This window comes from Bradyrhizobium sp. USDA 3650, assembly GCF_054057395.1.
In genome coordinates, this window is sequence record NZ_JBSRZG010000001.1 from 3,103,966 (window position 1) to 3,121,262 (window position 17,297).

The window sequence follows — 17,297 nt, forward strand, 5'->3', positions numbered from 1 at the left end:
GGGTCCCTTGGACATCATCGCTCTCAATCTGCCAGCGCGAGGCCACCGGCCCCCAACAACCGTTCGCGCCTGGCCACAGCGCCTTCAAGCCAGCCAGCCTGGAGTTGCGGGACCGAGGCCACTAGAATTTTCGTGTACGCATGTCGAGGCCTGTTCAGCACCTCGTCTGTCGGGCCGCGCTCCACAATTTCGCCGCGGTGCATAACGGCAATCTCGTCGGCGAAGCTGGCGGCAGTAGAGATGTCATGTGTAATGAACATGAACGCCAATCCGCGCTCAGTTCTTAAGCGACGCAACAATTCGATGATCGAGGCCGCGACTATCGTATCCAAAGCTGACGTGATCTCATCGCAAAGGATAAGTTCGGGGTCTGCGGCAAGCGCTCGAGCGAGATTGACTCGTTGCTTCTGGCCACCAGAGAGTTGGTCAGGCTTGCGCAGCGCAAATTCGGGTGGCAACTGCACCATTTCCAAGAGATCTCTCACTAGTTCGCCGCGCTCGCCGGCAGCCTTGCCTCGGAAGAGGGTCAGCGGTCGACCCAGAATTTGCCCAACGGTATGCGCAGGATTGAGAGCGACATCGGGGGACTGGAAGACCATTTGGATGCGGCGCAACGCGTCTTTTGATCGTTTCTGGACGGTGTCCGGCAGCCGCTCTCCGGCAAGTTGAATGGTTCCGTGGGCAGGAGGAAGCAGGCCGGCGACAACCCGCGCCAAGGTGCTTTTACCCGACCCGGATTCACCGATTATGGCGAGTACCGAAGATCGGCGCACGACAAGATCGACTGACTTCACGGCTACTACGACGGGATTTTGGGCTCTATTTCGTCCGTAACCAGCGGTGACGTTCGAAATGTTAAGGAGCGGCGGCCCGGCGATTGCGGTGGGCGCAGCAACGGCACCCGGCGTCCATTTTTTGCAAGCCGCAAGCAGAGTACGAGTGTACGGCGCCCTGGGTGCAGTAATGACCGATTCGGAGCTGCCCTCCTCTTGGACGACCCCGTTATGAATCACCAATATCCTGTCAGCGATCTGGGACACGACGGCGAGATCATGGCTGATGTAGAGCGCCGCTGCCCCTTGATGCCGGATCGCGCGTTTGAATGCCTCAAGAACCCCGATTTGGGTTGTGACGTCCAGGGCGGTTGTCGGTTCATCCAGAATGAGAAGCTTCGGCCCGCAACAGATCGCCATGGCGGCCATGAGGCGTTGCAGTTGGCCACCTGAGACTTGATGAGGGTAGCGCGCTCCGATGTGAACGGGATCGGGCAGAGCCAACTCGCCATAGAGTTCAAGTGATCGGGCGCGGGCCTGATCGGCGGGCATAATTCGGTGAACTAACGCCGGCTCGATGACCTGTTCTCCAATCATGAGCGACGGATTAAAGCTGGCTGCGGCACTCTGCGCGACGTACGCGACGTGGCTACCGCGGATCTTACAAAGCTTGGCAGGGTCAAGCGTAAAGACATCAGCTCCATCAAGCAGCACGCGTCCTGAGGTAGCCTTCAATCCCGGCCGGATATGCCCGAGTGCGGTAAGACCAAGAGTAGTCTTTCCCGAACCGGACTCGCCGATGATGGCAAGCACTTCCCCAGGCGCGATAGCAAGATTGACGCCGCGCACAACGGGCGCTCGCGTCGCGACGTTTTCGATAGTGAGGTTTTCAACCTCAAGGACGCGGCGGTTCATTCGCGCGCCCCGCTGTAGTCTCGCCCGGAACGCAATGACAGTTCATCGACAAGAAGATTCAAAGCAACGGTGATGCTCGCGATTGCCGCTGCCGGAATGATGGGCGCCAGAGAGCCAGATCCCAATCCCTCGATATTTTCCCGGACCATGCTGCCCCAATCGGCCACCGGCGGTTGCACGCCCAATCCGAGAAAGCTCAGACTGCTCATGAACAAGATGATGAAAGAAAGTCGTAACGCAAAATCGGTGAGCAGCGGCAACGCAGCGTTCGGCAACATCTCCCGAAAGAGCACCCACCAGACGCCCTCGCCTCGCGCACGCGCCGCCTCGATAAACTCCATCTCCCGCAACTCCATGGCAAGCGCTCGCGCGATCCTGAACACCGCCGAGGCGTAGATGAATCCGCTCGTGGCGATGAGCACCGGGATCGATGAGCCGAGTGCCGCAATGACGACCAGGCCCATCATAATGTGCGGGAACGAAAGGAGTGCATCATTTAGCCGGCTCATCAGGGTGTCGACTAAGCCGCCGCGAATCGCAGCGAACAAACCCAGATAAACTCCAACGAACTCGGCGATCAGGGTTGCGGTTAGCCCCATTCCGAGCGTCGTCCGGGCTCCAGCCATCAAGCGAGAGAGAATGTCACGCCCGATATAGTCCGTGCCCAGGAAGAATGCGGCAGCAGGTCGGGCCAAGTTTTGATCGGAGATGATGTCCGCCTCGTTATACGGCGCAAGCAATGGACCGAACACAGCTACGAAGGACCAAAAAAGGAGAATCGCTACGGCGATTAGCGCGCCAATGCTCAGCTGAACTCGCCGAGGCTTCAGCGACGTGGTGGTCGAATTAGTTGTGAAGGCGCTCATTTTTTCACCGCCGCGTGTCGTAGCCGTGGGTTGCCGAGGATTGCCGCGATGTCGGCAACCAGCATCAAGCCAATATAGGCAACACAAAAAATAAGCACACAGGCCTGGATTACCGGATAATCGCGGGAGGAAACAGCATCGACGAGCAGGCGCGCCAAACCTGGGTATGCGAAGATCGTCTCAACAACCACGACTCCGCTCACCAAGTACGCAAGATTGAGCGCGACGACGTTGGCGATTGGGCCGATTGCGTTACGTAGCGCGTGTACCAGGATCACACGGCGGAACGGCACGCCTTTAAGTACCGCCATCTCGATATAGGGCAACGAGAGGACGTTCACTACTGTTGCACGAATCATACGAACCATCTGTGAGATGATGACGGCGGCGAGGGTCGCGACCGGCATCGCTAGCGAGGTTACAAACTGATTGATCGACCGGTATTCAGTGACGTACGCGATCGCCGGCAACCAGCGGAGATTCACCGCGAAGATGAGCACCAAGACAGTTGCAAGGAAGAACTCCGGTAAGGCAGCAACGCACAGAACCGCGATAGAGCTGACGCGGTCGAACTTGCTGGCCGGCCGGGTCGCGGCGGTCAGTCCGATGGCGAATGACAACGGAACCGCCACCGCCGCGGACAGAGCCGCCAAGACCAGCGTGTGTCCGAGCCTGTCACCAATAAGCACACTCACCGGGGTCTGATTTGCGAGCGACATACCGAAATCGAGATGCAGGATGCCGAAAAGCCAGCTGAGGTACCGCAGAGGCGCTGGCCGATCCAAACCCATTTGAGCTCGCAACTCCGAAACGCTTTCGGGAGTGGCGCTCTGCCCAAGCACAGCTTGCGCTACGTCGCCAGGCAGCAGCTCAGTTCCGACGAAGACTAGAAGAGAAACCAGGAGCAACGTCAGCACCCCCTGCAGCACACGACGAGCGATCAATTGGACCATAGGCAAACTCTCAAAGAGGGAGATGATCTTCTCACCGCCCAAGCAAGTGATCCGTTAGTTCTCGAGCCAAACGCTGTCGGCGAAGTTGAAGCCGCCAAGGTTGCCCGTTGGGATGGGACTCAGCCCCTTCACCTTGCTCGAGATAGCATCGATATAGCTAACGAAAGCTGGGATCGCGTTCCCGCCCTGCTCGTAGACGATCTTCTCGATTTCCCAAAAGAGTTCCTTGCGCTTGGCTAGGTCGACGGTACCGCGAGCAGTATCGATGAGCTGATCTAGGCGCGTATCCTTGAATTGAGTGTCATTCCATTTGGCGCCTGATTTCCAAACCAGCGTCGCCATGATACTTTCCGTCGGCCGCGGATTCCATTGAACAGCGTGGAAGGGGCGCTTGATCCAGATGTTCGACCAGTAACCGTCGGATGGCTCGCGCTTCAGGTTGATCGTAAGTCCGGCACGAGCGGCCTCGCGCTGCAGCACAAGCCCCATCTCAATACTGTTCTGAACGGCTTCCGAGACGTGGAGCTCAACACTGGCGTTCTCCATGCCCGCTTTTTTCAAGTGGAACTTTGCTTTGTCGATGTCGACCCCGCGCTGCGGCAGAGAGCTGTTGTAGACCGGGCTCTGCGGCATCACGAAGTGATCATTCGCGACGACGCCGTAGCCTTTCAAGATTTGATTCACAATCCGTTCGCGATCGAGCAAGTTTTTGACCGCGAGGCGGAAATCCGGATTGTTCGTTGGCGCCCGATCACACATCATTGCGAACTCAACGAAGCGGGGGCACCGCGTCGAGAACACCTCAATTCCCGACGCTCTTTTTGCTTCGTCGATCGCATTCGGTCGCAGGTCCGACATCATGTGAATATCGCCGGCGATGAGGGCATTCAGCCGTGCGACTGGATCTGCGATACCGAAATACTCGATCTCGTCGAGATAGGGTCGCCCCGACTTGAAGTAATTCTCGTTCCGGGTCACAACGGTGCGGACGCCCGGCTTGAACTCTTTGAGCCGGAAGGGGCCAGTCCCGACCGCCGTCGAGAAGTCAGTCGCCCCATTCTTTACGATCAGAAAGCCGAACGTACCGAGCAGGACAGGGATGTCGGCATTCGGCGCGCTGAGTTTGATCCGAACGCCGTCCTTTCCATCTGCCGTCACGTCGACAATGTCTTCGACCAGGCCCTTGGAAGCAGAGGCAACCTTCGGGTCCTTATGACGCATGATCGAGTACACGGCGTCCTCAGCATCGAACGTCTTCCCATCCTGGAACGTCACGCCCTTCCGAAGCTTGAAGTACCATTCGGTTACGTCGCCATTTGCCTCGAAAGACTCCGCAAGCTCAGGCACAGCTTCCCCAGCCCCATCGATACGGGTGAGCCCGTTGTAGAGCATGAAGCCGCGCGCATATTCCGAAGTTTGCGCGAATTTCGCAGGATCGAGCGTGTCCTGCGCGCTTTGCACGTGAAGCGCGACGCGCAGCCGCCCGCCACGGGCAGGTCGCGCGAAGGCTTCACGCAGCGGGGACGCGCTGGCTGCGAGTGTCGCGCCTGTAGCGAGCAGCGATTTGTTGAAATCGCGACGATTCGGAATTTGGTTGGCCATCTTGGTCGCTCTCCCGGGATCGTTACTGTTCATCTTCATGTACCGCGTGACATGGCGGTTACAAGCGTCCTTATTGACATTTTGTCAAACGCTGCCATTTTGTCAACAGGAATCATTCAGGCCGCGACACCGCGAGAAAGGCAGTTTGCTCGACATGCTGATGCGGAATGCCCATATCCAGCTTCAGTGCGCCATCATCTGGCGGCCGATCGCAGCAATGGCCGAAGATATGACTTTCGGAATTGCCAGCCCGGTTATCGGCCACGCCGTTCACGAGCAGTGGTTCGTGCCCCGTGCAATAAAATGCCTTACCTGCGAACGCGCACAGGACGACAAACCGTAACTTAATGACCGCTTGGCAACGCTAGTCAGTAAGCGCTGGCCCCGCTTGGGCCCCAGATCGCACGCAGCATATAGTAAAAATTACGAGGCAGTTGGTGCACGAGAGTCGCCGCCGCCCAAGGCGCAGGAGAGAAAGAGCAATGCCACTGTCCAATGATCCGCTCCTCCAATTCGTCGCAGCTCGCACCTCGCCGGCGAAATCAAGAAGATGGGGAGCGGACCTCGCGCCCATGCCCGGAATCACGTGGCTCAGACCCTCGTCGGTATCGATATGAGCCCGGATCACGTTGATGAAGTCTATTGAGCCAGAAGCGGTCAGACGCCGCGCGATCTCAAGCCCCTCGTCGTGCGAAATACCGTTCTTCAGACGTTCGCTAATTTAGAACGCCAAAAGAAGCGTCCCGTTCTTTCAGAGGCCTGTGAATTTCGGTGGGCGCGAACCGGCCGAGAATGTCTCGGCAGCCTTGCTACCCCTCACGAAACGAGCGAGTCGGCGGCAGGCCTCGGCGAGCTGCTCGTCACTCAACGTGAAGGAGAGCCGCACATGCCCTTCGGCACTCTCACCGAAAGCCGATGCGTCGAGCACCGATACTCCCTCCTCTCGAAACAAGCTCCAGGAGAAGTCGTGCGCTGACAGCCCGGTAGCTCTCACGTCGACGAGCATGAACATACCAGCTTCCGGCTTGGCGCACCGCAGACCGGGCACTTCGCTTAGTAGATCGAAGACCAAGTCGCGGCGACGGCGATAAACGGCGCGCATCTCCGCCGTGACCGTGTCGCTCTCGGCGATCGCTTTGAGCGCGCCCTGCATCACGAAACCAGGCAGGCCATAAAGCATGCAAAGCGAGAGATTGCTCATGTGTTCGATCAGGGCAGTGGGCGCTATGGTCCAGCCCATGCGCCATCCCGTCATCGCATGCGACTTCGACAGAGAGCCGATCGTGACGCAACGCTCCGCCATGCCCGGTAGGGCCCCGATCGAGACATGGGGCGCCTCAAAGGTGAGCTCGGCATAGACCTCATCAGCAACGATCCAAAGGTCGTGCCGCCGAGCGAGATCGGCGATAGCCTCGAGTTCTTCGTGCGTCATCACGACGCCCGTCGGGTTGTTAGGATTGGCGAAGTAAAAGGCTCGCGTCTTCGGCGTTATAGCCGCGGCCAGCGATTGCGTGTCGAGACGCATTCCTTTTTCGACGGACAGCGGCACCGGGATGAGAGTGGCACCGCTCGCGCCGACGCTCGCATGATAGGTAAGGTAGGTCGGCTCAAGAGTAACGACCTCGTCGTCTTTCTCGAAAAGGCACTGCGCGACGGAGAACAGGCTGTTCTGCGCGCCACCAAGGACGATGACGTTTTCGGCCGACACCTCCTGGCCAGACAAGCGTGAATGACGCTCCGCGATCGACCTCCGTAACTCGTACCGGCCGAGAATCTCCGTGTAATGCGTATCGCCGGCGCGCAAAGCCGAGACCGCAGCCTCGACGATGGGTGCAGGCGTCGGAAAATCCGGATCGCCGACAGACAGCAGAATCACGTTGTCGCCCCGCAACTTGGCTTTTCGTGCGGCCAAATGAATGTCCCAGGCACTGACGCTGCTGCCGCTGATCCGGTCCACTCGGGACGAATAACGCATTTAGATTCCCCAGGCTCTTGCCCTTGGGCGGCCATTTCGTTGGTTGCCGCCTGATTTCAACTGACCGAGTGCTCCCCCCCGGCCACTTTGGCAAAATGTCATATGTTGACATAGTGTCAAGACTTTATTCCCCTGATCGGGCACGGCACGGAAAGGTCAATAAGAAAACATCGGCAGGGAATTGACGTTGGGCGACCTCGTCGAAGAAAATATGGTGAGAGATTGGTTGGGCGCGAACCTTGCCGCGACAAGTTCGCGTGGCTTTAGCCGTTGAAATAGCGGGAAAGCCCCATGGGTTGGAACCAGGTGGAATCGACGCGGTCAACCGCTGGCCCCATCACTTCGGCCAAGGCGCGGTCGGAATACCCCGGCCGTCGCTGCATCTTCGGACCGCAAGGCCCTCCTGGCAGCCTTCGATCTGCCCATCGTCGTACTGCCCAAATGATGCCGGCGCGGCGTTCTCAGCTGAGGCGACACGGAACCAATTTCCATGGTCCAAAGATACAGGTGTCGCTCAGCTGTTGGCTGATCTGTTCGCTGCGGATCGGGGTTCCGGGCGAGTGCGGATTTGCAGCGTCTTGAGCTGCTGCACCGAGCGAGCCCGATCGCGCGAATGTCAATCATCGAATGATCAAAGATCAACTGTCAGCCTATACGCCTCTAGTATTGCGGCATGAATGCTGCGTGAGGTTACGGCATCACCGAGCCGGTGCAGAACGAACCCGAGGCCGGGCCATGTCGGCTGGGGCGCCCATTGCCCCATTGCGTCAATGTCAGCTACTCCTTCATTGCTTGATTGCTTCCGCAGAGCCTCGAACAAATCTGCCGCGGGCTCCGTTCCTGCCTCCAAAACAACCTGCTGGGTCGTAACTTCGGTCCGAGCCTTTGACAGCTGATGGATCAGCGTTGCGACGAGCCGGTTGCCATCGCGCCTGATTGCGGCCAGCTTATGATAGGGCAGCGTTTTTACACACTGCTCTGCAAGTCGTTTGTGAAAAATGACACGGTCGGCGTAACCCATCTCTTGCGCGGCATACGCGTCCGTGGTGACCAACGTGACATCATGCCCAATGCGCGACAAATGATCCGCTGTGGCAACCGCTTCGTGGCGGCCGATCTGGTCGCAGATGAGTATATCCTTTTCGGCACGCAAGTCCCCTGACAGCAAGTCCCAGCTTGAGGCAGCAAGTTCTGCCCCTGGAAAATCGCGTCCCGTGGGGATACCGCCAGTCGCGATGAAAACATAGTCGGGCTCTTCAGCCAGAACGTCGGCGCTTTCTACGTAGGAATTCAAACGAACATCCACCCCAAGCCGGTCCAATTCGCTGGAGCGCCAGTCGACTATTGCGATAAGATCCTTTCTCCAGGATGTCTTCGCTGCCAGCTGGACCTGCCCGCCTAAGCGTGTTGCAGCCTCGAAAAGTATGACCTTGTGGCCGCGCTCCGCAGCTACCCGCGCAGCCTCCAGTCCTGCCGGCCCTCCACCTACCACGACCACTTTTTTCCCCGGCCTCGGGCTAGTTGCAACGGTCATGGGAAGTACCGTTTCGCGGCCGGATGCCGGGTTGTGAATGCAATGGGGCTTCTTATGAAGGCAATGCGATGCTCCGATGCATGGACGGATCCGATCCTCTTGGTCCCGCGCAAGCTTGTTGACGATCTCAGGGTCAGCGATATGGGCGCGGGTCATCCCAACCATGTCGAGCATCCCCTCGCGGACCGCAAAGCGTGCAGTCGCCAAGTCTGTAATACGAGCGGCGTGAAAAAGCGGTAAGCCGATCTCCCGTCGAAAGCGTCCAGCGTGGTCCAGATGAGGGGCTAGCGGGCGGCTCATTCCCGGCATGTTTTCTTCAACCAAAGTCAGCTCGGTATCCATGCGACCCACCATGCAATTGAAGAAATCTACGGCCCCTTCGCGTTTGAGGATGTGGGCCACCTGCAGGACATCTTCAAAACGCAGACCGCCCTCCCCTTCGTCGAGCGAGAGGCGCATACCAACGATGAAATCGTCCCCGACTTGGCGGCGTATCTCCTCATGCACCATGAGCGCAAACCGAACGCGATTCTCGATGTGACCACCAAAATGATCCGTTCTTCGGTTCGTAAGTGGCGAGAGAAATTGGCCGATCAGGTGTCCGCCCGCCAATGTTTCCAGGCCGTCGAGCCCGCCTTCCCGGCATCGCCGAGCCGCCTGGCCGAATGCCCGAACAACACGGTCGATGTCCTGGCGAACCATCTCGCGAGGAAAATTCCTGTGCAGCTCTTCACGCACCGCCGACGGCGCGATCGTAGGCAGCCACGCAGCCGCTTGCGCGTCGCCTCGTCGGCCCAGGTGCGTGATCTGGCACATAAGCGCAGCGCCATGCTGGTGAATCCTGTTGGAAAATTGCTGGAAGTAAGGAATGATCCTGTCGCTTCCGACGTCCAGTTGCCGAAACACGGAAGGTGAATCCGGTGCGACATTGGAGCTACCTCCGAACATTGTGAGCGCCAGCCCACCCTTGGCTTTTTCTTCGTGATACCGCTGATAGCGCAGGGTTGGCATGTTGTCGTCGTCCATACCCGAGGCATGCGAGGTGCTCATCACACGATTCTTGAGGCGCAACCTCCGTATTGTAATCGGCTGCAGGAGAGGGTCTTTTGTAGCTTTCCGAGTTTCTTCCATCACATCACTCCTAACTGCTGGGCAGACGCAGCGAGCATTACTCATGAAACCCGCGAGAGCTTCGTCGACCGTCGCTCTATCTGGGGGATTTACATATTCGCGAAGCGTCTGACGTGTGCCTGCCCTGAAGGTGCACCGAACGTCACGAGACCTTGGCAGACGCCTCGATCAATCTGTCTCTCGTCCTACACCTGACTCGGTGTTCCTCAACAGCCTGAGACTGGCCAGTTGCGAACAACAATTCCGAGTTCATGAAAAATACTTTCATTTAGCTTTCCTGTAGACGCGACCTGTTATTCATTCAGGTTAGGTCGGCGCGACCGGCGTCGGATAGGCTGTGTGCTCTCGGCCTTTGGAAACAGACCACAAGAATTGGCTTCTATGAATGCACATCCGCTTCATAAGGGTATAACTCAGCATTATGAGCTTGCGAACCAAACTACCCTCTGCCTCCGCACTCTTCACCTTCGAAGCAGCTGCCAAGACAATGAGCTTCTCCGAGGCCGGCAGACTTCTGAATGTCACGCAGCCGGCGGTCAGCAAAGGCATTGCGGCCCTAGAAGATCATCTCGGAGTGAAGCTGTTTAAAAGAGAGAAAGCAAAGCTGGCTCTTACGGCGGAAGGCGAGTCCCTGCACCAGGCGATTCAGCTAACCTTTATGGCTCTGGAAACGGCGATCGATCGAATTTCACCCAAACCCAGGCGGCCTGACGCGCTGACACTATCGCTGTCAACTGCCTTTGCAGCTCACTGGCTAATTCCTCAAATGGACGAGTTCCGTCACGCGTTCCCCGATACAACTCTCAACTTCCAACTGACCAGCGGGGAGGCTATGGGACCGATGGGTTCATGTGACCTGGGCCTGCGCCTCGACAGCAAGGTTGCCACCGGGGATCGCGCTATATCCTTCGCGCCCGAGTGGCTAATTGCTGTTGCGTCACCCGATTACATCGCACGAAATGGAATGTTAGACCGCCCAGCAAACGCGAGCGCTCACACCCTTGTCACGCTTGTGACACCTCGCATAGCCTGGCAGGAGTTTCTTGAGCAGACCAACCAGGCCCTTGATGCGCCCACGCGGGAAATCAGGGTACCGGATTATTCCGTCGTTATCCAAACAGCCTTGAATGGCCGCGGCGTCGCGTTGGGATACGTGACATCCTGCGGATATCTGATCCGAGAGGGCCTGCTTGTACCCGCGCTGCCACGGACGCTTAGGACAGGCAGAAGCTATTGTCTGGTCTATCCCGGCTACGGTCCTTCACGACGCCTCGCCGAAGATGTTGGAGATTGGATCATCTCGACATCACAAGCCATTTTGGCCTCTATTTCAGGGCGCATGGCCTGAAGCGCGACCATCATCGTAGCCTGAGCAGCGTCCAGTGCTGCCGCTGACATGGGCGCCGGGAGCATTGGCACCGAGCTGTAAACGCCCTAACCACACGGCCTTCCCCCACTGACCGAGACCACGTCAATCCGCTTTCCGCGGGGCGGTTTTGGGGCGGAGTAGCGGGCAGTATCAGCTGGCTTCGTCCTCGCCTATGGCGCAATGAGTGGCGGGCGGCACTCCTGCGCGAGTTACTCTTTCTGCGGCAACTAGCAAGCAAGACGGAGCTATCGTGCTCCGACACCTGGAAGCACGCGCCGGCCAGACTCTCTATCTTTATCCATGTTGACAGATTGCCAATAATAGACGAAGTGTCAGATCTGAACCGGCCCTGGCTTCTGCTGCGCGCGTGCATCTCTCAGGACGACGCTGGCCGCATACGGAACGGTTGGTTTTTCCTGGAGGCATGAGAGCCGTGTCCTTCGGAGAGGAGTAACTGGCAACCCAACCAGGGTAGCCGAGCCCTGACGAGCAGCGCTTGGGCCCACGAAAGCTCGCACGGCAGCCAGCAAGACATGCTGGGTTCGGTGCATTGGAAATGAATGCACCTCACCAATTCAATGCGCCGAAGAGCGCCAAGTGTGTGGCTCAATATAACAAGACAAGAATTAGGGATTAGGGAACGAATATGAATAACTTGCGATTGATGGCCCTTGCTGGCTTGGCGTTCACCGCCGCGACCGCAGGACCGGCCTTGGCCGGCAAGGCGGACGACACGTTACGCGTCGCCTATGACCAGGCCCCCGAGAGCGTTGACCCGTTCTTTAACAACGTTCGCATCGGGGTCATTATCGGCCAGCATGTATGGGACACTCTGGTCTATCGCGATCCCGACACGGGCGAGTACAAGGGCCAGCTCGCCACGGCGTGGCGCCAAATCGACGACCGTACCCTAGAATTCGACCTCCGCCAGGGCGTGAAGTTCCACAACGGCGAGGAGTTCGACGCCGATGACGTCGTCTATACCCTGAACTTCATCTCGAATCCCGAGAACAAGGTCGTCACCCAGCAGAGCGTCAGCTGGATCGAAAGGGCCGAGAAGGTCGACAAGTACAAGGTACGGGTGATCACCAAGCAGGTATTTCCGGCGGCCATCGAGTACCTGGCCGGCCCCGTGGTGATCCACCCGAACGAGTATTACGCGAAGGTCGGCCCCAAGGGTCAGAATCAAAAACCCGTCGGGACCGGCCCGTACATGGTCTCAAGCTATGTGCCGGGAAAATCCATCACACTGGCCAGGAACCCGGAATATTTCAAGGACTCGCCGAAGCACCAGCCGAAGATCTCCAAGATCGAGATCCGCTTTATTCCCGACCGGCAGACGCAGGTCGCCGAGGTTCTTTCGGGTGGCGTTGACTTCATCATGAGCGTGGCCAAGGACCAGGCCGAACAGCTGCAGCAGGTCCCGGCCCTGAAAGTGGTCTCGGGCGCGACCATGCGCATCGTGTTCATACAAATGAACACCACCGATAGCACACCCGCCCCTGCCCTGAAGGACGAGCGGGTGCGCAAGGCCATCAACCATGCCATCGATCGCGAGACGATGGCGAAAGAAATCGTCGGCGCGGGTTCGCGCGTGCTGAATACGATCTGCTTCCCGTCCCAGTTCGGCTGTACGGACGAGGGCGCAGCGCGTTACGACTACGACCCGGCCCTGTCAAAGAAGCTGCTGGCCGAGGCCGGTTATCCGAACGGCCTCGACCTCGACATCATCGCCTACCGCGAGCGCAACCAGACTGAGGCGATCATCGGCTATCTCAAAGCTGTCGGCATCCGTACCAACCTGCGCTTCCTGCAATACGCGGCGATCCGCGACGTTAGGGCCAGCGGCAAAGAGATGCTGTCCCACCAGACCTGGGGTTCGAACTCGGTCAACGATGTCTCGGCTGCCACTCCGAACTACTTCGCCTTCACTGCCGAGGACGATAACCGGGACCCAGAGGTCCGCGATCTGCTCTTAAAGGGCAACAGCTCGCTTAATCCTCAGGTGCGCAAGGACTCCTATAAGCAAGCGCTCAAAATCATCGCCGACAAGGCCTATGCGGTCCCGCTCTACTCCCTGCCGGTCTACTATGTAGCGAACGCGGAACTGAACTTTAAGGCCTATCCGGACGAGATTCCCCGCTTCTGGGAGACGACCTGGAAGTGATGCTCAACTATGGAATCTGGCCGCGAGCGCTCGCGGCCAGGGCCGGGGATGCCCAGAGGCTGTCATGATCGCTTATATCGTCAAGAGGTTGGGGCTGGCCCTGCTGGTCGCCCTTGCGGTTTCGGCCCTCGCTTTCTTCCTGGTCCGCCTCTCGGGCGACGTGGCCGCCGCCATCGCCGGCGAGGGCGCGCGCCAGGAGGACATCGACCTCATCCGTCAGTCCTACGGCCTCGACCGGCCGCTCGTCCTCCAGTACCTGTCCTGGCTCTGGCAGACGCTACATGGCGACTTCGGCACTTCCATCTATTTCAAGACCGACGTGAGCAGTCTCGTGTCGGCGAAGATCTCCGTGACCCTGCTGCTGGGCCTCAGCTCGCTAGTCTTCGCCCTGCTGATCTCCATCCCGCTGGGCGTGCTGGCGGCAGTGTATTCAAACAGTTGGATCGACCGCCTGGCGCTCGGCGTCGCCGTGGTCGGGCAGGCGCTGCCGAACTTCTTTTTCGCGCTCTGCCTCGTAATGCTGTTTTCCATCACGCTGCGCTGGCTGCCGGTGTCGGGGTCCTCTACGTGGCTCCACTTCGTGATGCCCACCATCGCACTGGGCTACTACGTGGCTCCTGCCTTCATGCGGCTGATCCGCGCCGGCATGATCGAGGTGCTCTCGGCCGACTACATCCGCACGGCACGCGCCAAGGGCCTGCCGGCCCGTACCGTGATCTTCAAGCACGCCCTGCGCAACGCCGTGGTCCCAGTGGTGGCTCTCACGGCCGTCCAACTCGGCTTCCTGCTCGGCGGCTCGGTGGTGATAGAAACAATCTTCGCCCTCGATGGGCTGGGCTATCTCGCCTACCAGAGCATCACGTACAAGGACTTCCCGGTCATGCAGGTCATCGTCCTGATGCTGTCCGTCATCTACGTCCTGCTCACGCTGGTATCCGACATCGCCAACGCGTGGCTCGACCCCCGCATTCGAGTAGCCTGAGATGAGCGTCGCCCTCCCCTCTCCGGCCGCTGAGCCGTCCTGGACTGCCCGCCTGCTGCGCCGCATGCGCGGCCAGCCCGCCTTCCTGGCCGGTGCCGGCCTGCTCGCGCTGATCGCGCTGGTCGCCATCTTCGCGCCGCTGCTCGCGCCACACGACCCCTACGTGCAGAACCTGTCGCAGCGTACCATGCCGCCCCTTTGGTACGCCAAGGGAAGCTGGCTCCACCCGCTCGGCACTGACCAGCTTGGCCGTGACTACCTGTCCCGCCTCCTCTACGGCGCGCGGATCTCGCTGCTGATCGGCGCCAACGTCGTCGTCATCGCCGGCCTGATCGGCACGGCCATGGGCCTCCTCGCCGGCTATTTCGGCGGGCGCATGGACATGGCAATGACCTTTATCGTCACCACCCGGCTGTCCCTGCCGGTGATCCTGGTGGCGCTGGCCGTGGTGGCGATGGTCGGCGGCTCGCTGTGGATCGTGATCTTGGTGCTCGGCCTGCTGAAATGGGACCGCTTCGCAGTGGTGATGCGCAGCGCCACCCAGCAGGTGCGCTCGCAGGACTACGTGGCCGCCGCCCGCGCGGCCGGCGCCTCGACCGCGCACATCATACTGCGCGAGGTGCTGCCCAACATCGCCCCGCAGCTAATCGTCGTGGCGACTCTGGAGGCGGCCAGCGCCATCTTGCTCGAGGCGGCCCTGTCGTTCCTGGGCCTCGGCGTGCAGCCCCCGCTGGCATCCTGGGGCCTGATGATCTCCGAGGCCAAGGCCTACATGTTCTTCTCCTTCTGGCTGATCGCCATTCCGGGCTCGGCGCTCGCCCTGCTAATCTTCGCCATCAACCTGACCGGCGACGGCCTGCGCGACGTCATCTCGCCGGATCGCCGGAGCTGATGCCATTGACCGAGACCATCCTAGACGTGCGCAACCTCAGCGTCGACATCGCCACCACCGGCGGTGTCCTCCACGCGGTCCGCGACATCTCCCTCAAGGTCGACCGCGGCAAGACGCTGTGCGTGGTCGGAGAGTCCGGCTGCGGCAAGTCGATGATGTCACTCGCCATCATGGACTTGCTGCCCAAGGGCGCCCGCCGTCGCGCCGCATCCCTGTCCTTCGCCGGCGAGGACCTGAGCCGCGCCCCGGGCAAGCGCTTCAACGCGCTGCGCGGCAACCGCATGGCCATGATCTTCCAGGAGCCGATGACGGCCCTGAATCCGGCCTACACCATCGGCGACCAACTCGCCGAGCCCTACCGGCTTCACCGCTGTGCCAGCGCCGCCCAGGCGCGCGAGCGGGCTGTCCACCTGCTCGGCAAGGTCGGCATCGCTGCCCCGTCGGAGCGGCTCGGCCAGTATCCGCACCAGCTTTCTGGCGGCCTGCGCCAGCGCGTCATGATCGCCATGGCCCTGATGTGCGAGCCGGAGCTGCTGGTCGCGGACGAGCCGACCACCGCGCTGGATGTCACCATCCAGGCCCAGATCCTGCGGCTCCTCGCAGACCTCCAGAAGGAGTTCGGCATCGCCATTATGCTGATCACGCACGACCTCGGCGTGGTGGCTCGTATCGCCGATCGGGTGGCCGTGATGTACGCCGGCCAGGTGGTGGAGGAAGGCCCCGCCGCCGCTCTCTTCGGCGATCCGCGCCACCCATACACGCGCGGCCTCCTGGACTGCGTCCCCGTCCCTGGCCGCACCGCCCGTGGCGGCCAGCTCGGCGCCATTCCGGGTGTCGTCCCGTCCTTGGTCGGCGATGTCCAGGGCTGCAGCTTCCGCGACCGCTGCCCCCTCGTGCGCCCGGTCTGTGCCGAAGAGCCGCCCGTCCGCGAGACCGAGGGCCATCGCTGGCGCTGCATCTTGGAGGAGGCCGCGTGAACGCGCTCCTGACGGCTGACGCCCTGACCCGCTCCTTCGACGTGGGCCAGGGCATATTCCGGCGCCGCCGGACCCTGCACGCCGTGAACGGCGTCACGCTCGACATCCGCAAGGGCGAGGTGCTCGCCATCGTGGGCGAGTCCGGCTGCGGCAAGTCCACCCTGGCCCGGATGCTCCTGGGCCTTTTGCCCCCCTCCGCCGGCGCCATCGCGCTCGATGGGCGGGACATCCGCGAGCTCGGCCACAAGACGGTGGCACGCCGCGTCCAGCCCGTATTCCAGGACCCGTACTCGTCCCTTAACCCGCGACGCACCATCGCCTCCATCGTGGCCCTGCCCCTCGAAGTGCACGGCGTCGGCACGGCCGAGGAGCGCCGGCTCAAGGTGCTCGACATTCTGGACCGCGTAGGGTTGCCCCAACGCTTCACGGACCGCTACCCGCGGGAGCTCTCGGGCGGCCAGCGCCAGCGCGTGGCCATCGCCCGGGCGCTGGTGATGACCCCCGAAATCGTCATCTGCGACGAGCCCACCTCCGCCCTGGACGTCTCCGTCCAGTCGCAGATCTTGAACCTGCTGATGGACCTGCAGAAGGAGCTCGGCCTCACCTACGTGTTTATCAGCCACAATCTGGCGGTGGTCGAGCACATCGCGACCCGCGTGGCGGTGATGTATCTCGGCCGCGTGGTCGAGCTGGCCGACACGGAGAGTCTCTTCCGCAACCCGCGCCACCCATACGCGCAGGCCCTTCTCGCTTCCGTGCTCACGCCAGAGCCCGGCCTCGGCTTACCGGACACGCATCTCGGAGTGGCCTTCCCCGACCCGCTCAACCCGCCACCGGGATGCCCCTTCCACCCGCGCTGCGCTCGCCGCTTCGAGCCCTGCGACACCGTCACGCCCCTGCTCCTCCGCGACCCGGGCGGCGAGAATGCCGTGGCCTGCCATCTTTATCCGCTATCGCCCGCGGGGCTGCCCCAGAGCAAGAACTGACGAGGAAACCGCCGCCCATGTCCAAGCGCGGCAGATCGAGACCGCCGACCGCCCCGGACTGGCGCGCCGCGAGAACGGTCTTGACGCGCTGCTCCTTCGGGACGATCGCATCTATGGTCAGAGTGCCGGCCCGGCCCAGATCTTCGAGGAGGGAGTTTCGAACCAAAGGCTTCAG

At 60.5% G+C, this 17,297-nt stretch carries 13 protein-coding genes and 1 pseudogene; 7 read left to right on the top strand and 7 right to left on the bottom strand.

Annotated elements, in window-relative coordinates:
* Window positions 1–23: 23 nt before the first annotated feature.
* From ACVIN2_RS14420 to ACVIN2_RS14435, 4 genes are read right to left on the bottom strand one after another with little or no spacing between them, the layout of a single operon-like run.
* Window positions 24–1,688, bottom strand: a complete 1,665-nt coding sequence (locus ACVIN2_RS14420; protein ID WP_456766078.1) for an ABC transporter ATP-binding protein — start codon at window positions 1,686–1,688, stop codon at window positions 24–26.
* Complete coding sequence (locus ACVIN2_RS14425) at window positions 1,685–2,554, bottom strand: ABC transporter permease (RefSeq protein ID WP_456766079.1); 870 nt, start codon at window positions 2,552–2,554, stop codon at window positions 1,685–1,687. The genes ACVIN2_RS14420 and ACVIN2_RS14425 overlap by 4 nt, the downstream gene beginning before the upstream one ends.
* On the bottom strand, window positions 2,551–3,549 hold the full coding sequence (locus tag ACVIN2_RS14430) for an ABC transporter permease (RefSeq protein ID WP_456766080.1): 999 nt from the start codon (window positions 3,547–3,549) through the stop codon (window positions 2,551–2,553). Before ACVIN2_RS14430 ends, ACVIN2_RS14425 begins: the two co-directional genes overlap by 4 nt.
* A 12-nt stretch (window positions 3,550–3,561) precedes the next feature.
* Entirely contained in the window at window positions 3,562–5,109 is a 1,548-nt protein-coding gene (locus ACVIN2_RS14435; RefSeq protein ID WP_456766081.1) for an ABC transporter substrate-binding protein, read from the bottom strand.
* 145 nt (window positions 5,110–5,254) lie between these two features.
* Here ACVIN2_RS14435 and ACVIN2_RS14440 point away from each other — a divergent pair, with 145 nt between their 5' ends.
* Window positions 5,255–5,452, top strand: a complete 198-nt coding sequence (locus ACVIN2_RS14440; RefSeq protein ID WP_456766082.1) for a hypothetical protein — start codon at window positions 5,255–5,257, stop codon at window positions 5,450–5,452.
* A gap of 165 nt (window positions 5,453–5,617) precedes the next feature.
* Here ACVIN2_RS14440 and ACVIN2_RS14445 read toward each other — a convergent pair.
* The 3 genes and pseudogenes from ACVIN2_RS14445 to ACVIN2_RS14455 form a co-directional block, all read right to left on the bottom strand.
* Window positions 5,618–5,803, bottom strand: a pseudogene (locus tag ACVIN2_RS14445) (hypothetical protein); the annotation flags it as partial.
* 57 nt (window positions 5,804–5,860) lie between these two features.
* Window positions 5,861–7,084, bottom strand: a complete 1,224-nt coding sequence (locus ACVIN2_RS14450) for a pyridoxal phosphate-dependent aminotransferase (protein ID WP_456766083.1) — start codon at window positions 7,082–7,084, stop codon at window positions 5,861–5,863.
* Window positions 7,085–7,715: 631 nt separating this feature from the next.
* On the bottom strand, window positions 7,716–9,794 hold the full coding sequence (locus ACVIN2_RS14455) for an FAD-dependent oxidoreductase (protein ID WP_456766084.1): 2,079 nt from the start codon (window positions 9,792–9,794) through the stop codon (window positions 7,716–7,718).
* 376 nt (window positions 9,795–10,170) lie between these two features.
* Between ACVIN2_RS14455 and ACVIN2_RS14460 the strand changes: the two genes are divergently transcribed.
* The 6 genes from ACVIN2_RS14460 (at window position 10,171) to ACVIN2_RS14485 (ending at window position 17,122) form a co-directional block, all read left to right on the top strand.
* Window positions 10,171–11,097 (top strand): LysR substrate-binding domain-containing protein, encoded by a 927-nt coding sequence (locus ACVIN2_RS14460; RefSeq protein ID WP_456766085.1) that lies wholly within the window; start codon window positions 10,171–10,173, stop codon window positions 11,095–11,097.
* Window positions 11,098–11,764: 667 nt separating this feature from the next.
* Window positions 11,765–13,285, top strand: coding sequence for an ABC transporter substrate-binding protein (locus ACVIN2_RS14465; RefSeq protein WP_456766086.1), 1,521 nt, complete (start codon window positions 11,765–11,767; stop codon window positions 13,283–13,285).
* 64 nt (window positions 13,286–13,349) lie between these two features.
* Window positions 13,350–14,267 (top strand): ABC transporter permease, encoded by a 918-nt coding sequence (locus ACVIN2_RS14470; RefSeq protein WP_456766087.1) that lies wholly within the window; start codon window positions 13,350–13,352, stop codon window positions 14,265–14,267.
* Window position 14,268: 1 nt separating this feature from the next.
* On the top strand, window positions 14,269–15,159 hold the full coding sequence (locus tag ACVIN2_RS14475; RefSeq protein ID WP_456766088.1) for an ABC transporter permease: 891 nt from the start codon (window positions 14,269–14,271) through the stop codon (window positions 15,157–15,159).
* A 5-nt stretch (window positions 15,160–15,164) separates the two neighbouring features.
* Window positions 15,165–16,136 carry an ABC transporter ATP-binding protein gene (locus ACVIN2_RS14480; protein WP_456766089.1) on the top strand — a complete coding sequence of 324 codons (972 nt, stop codon included), beginning with the start codon at window positions 15,165–15,167 and terminating at the stop codon, window positions 16,134–16,136.
* The gene (locus ACVIN2_RS14485) at window positions 16,133–17,122 is read left to right on the top strand and encodes an ABC transporter ATP-binding protein (protein ID WP_456766090.1); all 990 of its coding nucleotides are present in this window, start codon (window positions 16,133–16,135) and stop codon (window positions 17,120–17,122) included. The genes ACVIN2_RS14480 and ACVIN2_RS14485 overlap by 4 nt, the downstream gene beginning before the upstream one ends.
* Window positions 17,123–17,297 lie beyond the last annotated feature (175 nt).

Excerpts from the sequence above, each read along its gene's own strand:
- ACVIN2_RS14470 (WP_456766087.1), top strand. The coding sequence starts at position 13,350 with ATGATCGCTTATATCGTCAAGAGGTTGGGGCTGGCCCTGCTGGTCGCC.
- ACVIN2_RS14450 (WP_456766083.1), bottom strand. The coding sequence starts at position 7,084 with ATGCGTTATTCGTCCCGAGTGGACCGGATCAGCGGCAGCAGCGTCAGT.
- ACVIN2_RS14465 (WP_456766086.1), top strand. The coding sequence starts at position 11,765 with ATGAATAACTTGCGATTGATGGCCCTTGCTGGCTTGGCGTTCACCGCC.
- ACVIN2_RS14420 (WP_456766078.1), bottom strand. The coding sequence starts at position 1,688 with ATGAACCGCCGCGTCCTTGAGGTTGAAAACCTCACTATCGAAAACGTC.
- ACVIN2_RS14460 (WP_456766085.1), top strand. The coding sequence starts at position 10,171 with ATGAGCTTGCGAACCAAACTACCCTCTGCCTCCGCACTCTTCACCTTC.
- ACVIN2_RS14435 (WP_456766081.1), bottom strand. The coding sequence starts at position 5,109 with ATGGCCAACCAAATTCCGAATCGTCGCGATTTCAACAAATCGCTGCTC.
- ACVIN2_RS14475 (WP_456766088.1), top strand. The coding sequence starts at position 14,269 with ATGAGCGTCGCCCTCCCCTCTCCGGCCGCTGAGCCGTCCTGGACTGCC.
- ACVIN2_RS14455 (WP_456766084.1), bottom strand. The coding sequence starts at position 9,794 with ATGAGTAATGCTCGCTGCGTCTGCCCAGCAGTTAGGAGTGATGTGATG.
- ACVIN2_RS14425 (WP_456766079.1), bottom strand. The coding sequence starts at position 2,554 with ATGAGCGCCTTCACAACTAATTCGACCACCACGTCGCTGAAGCCTCGG.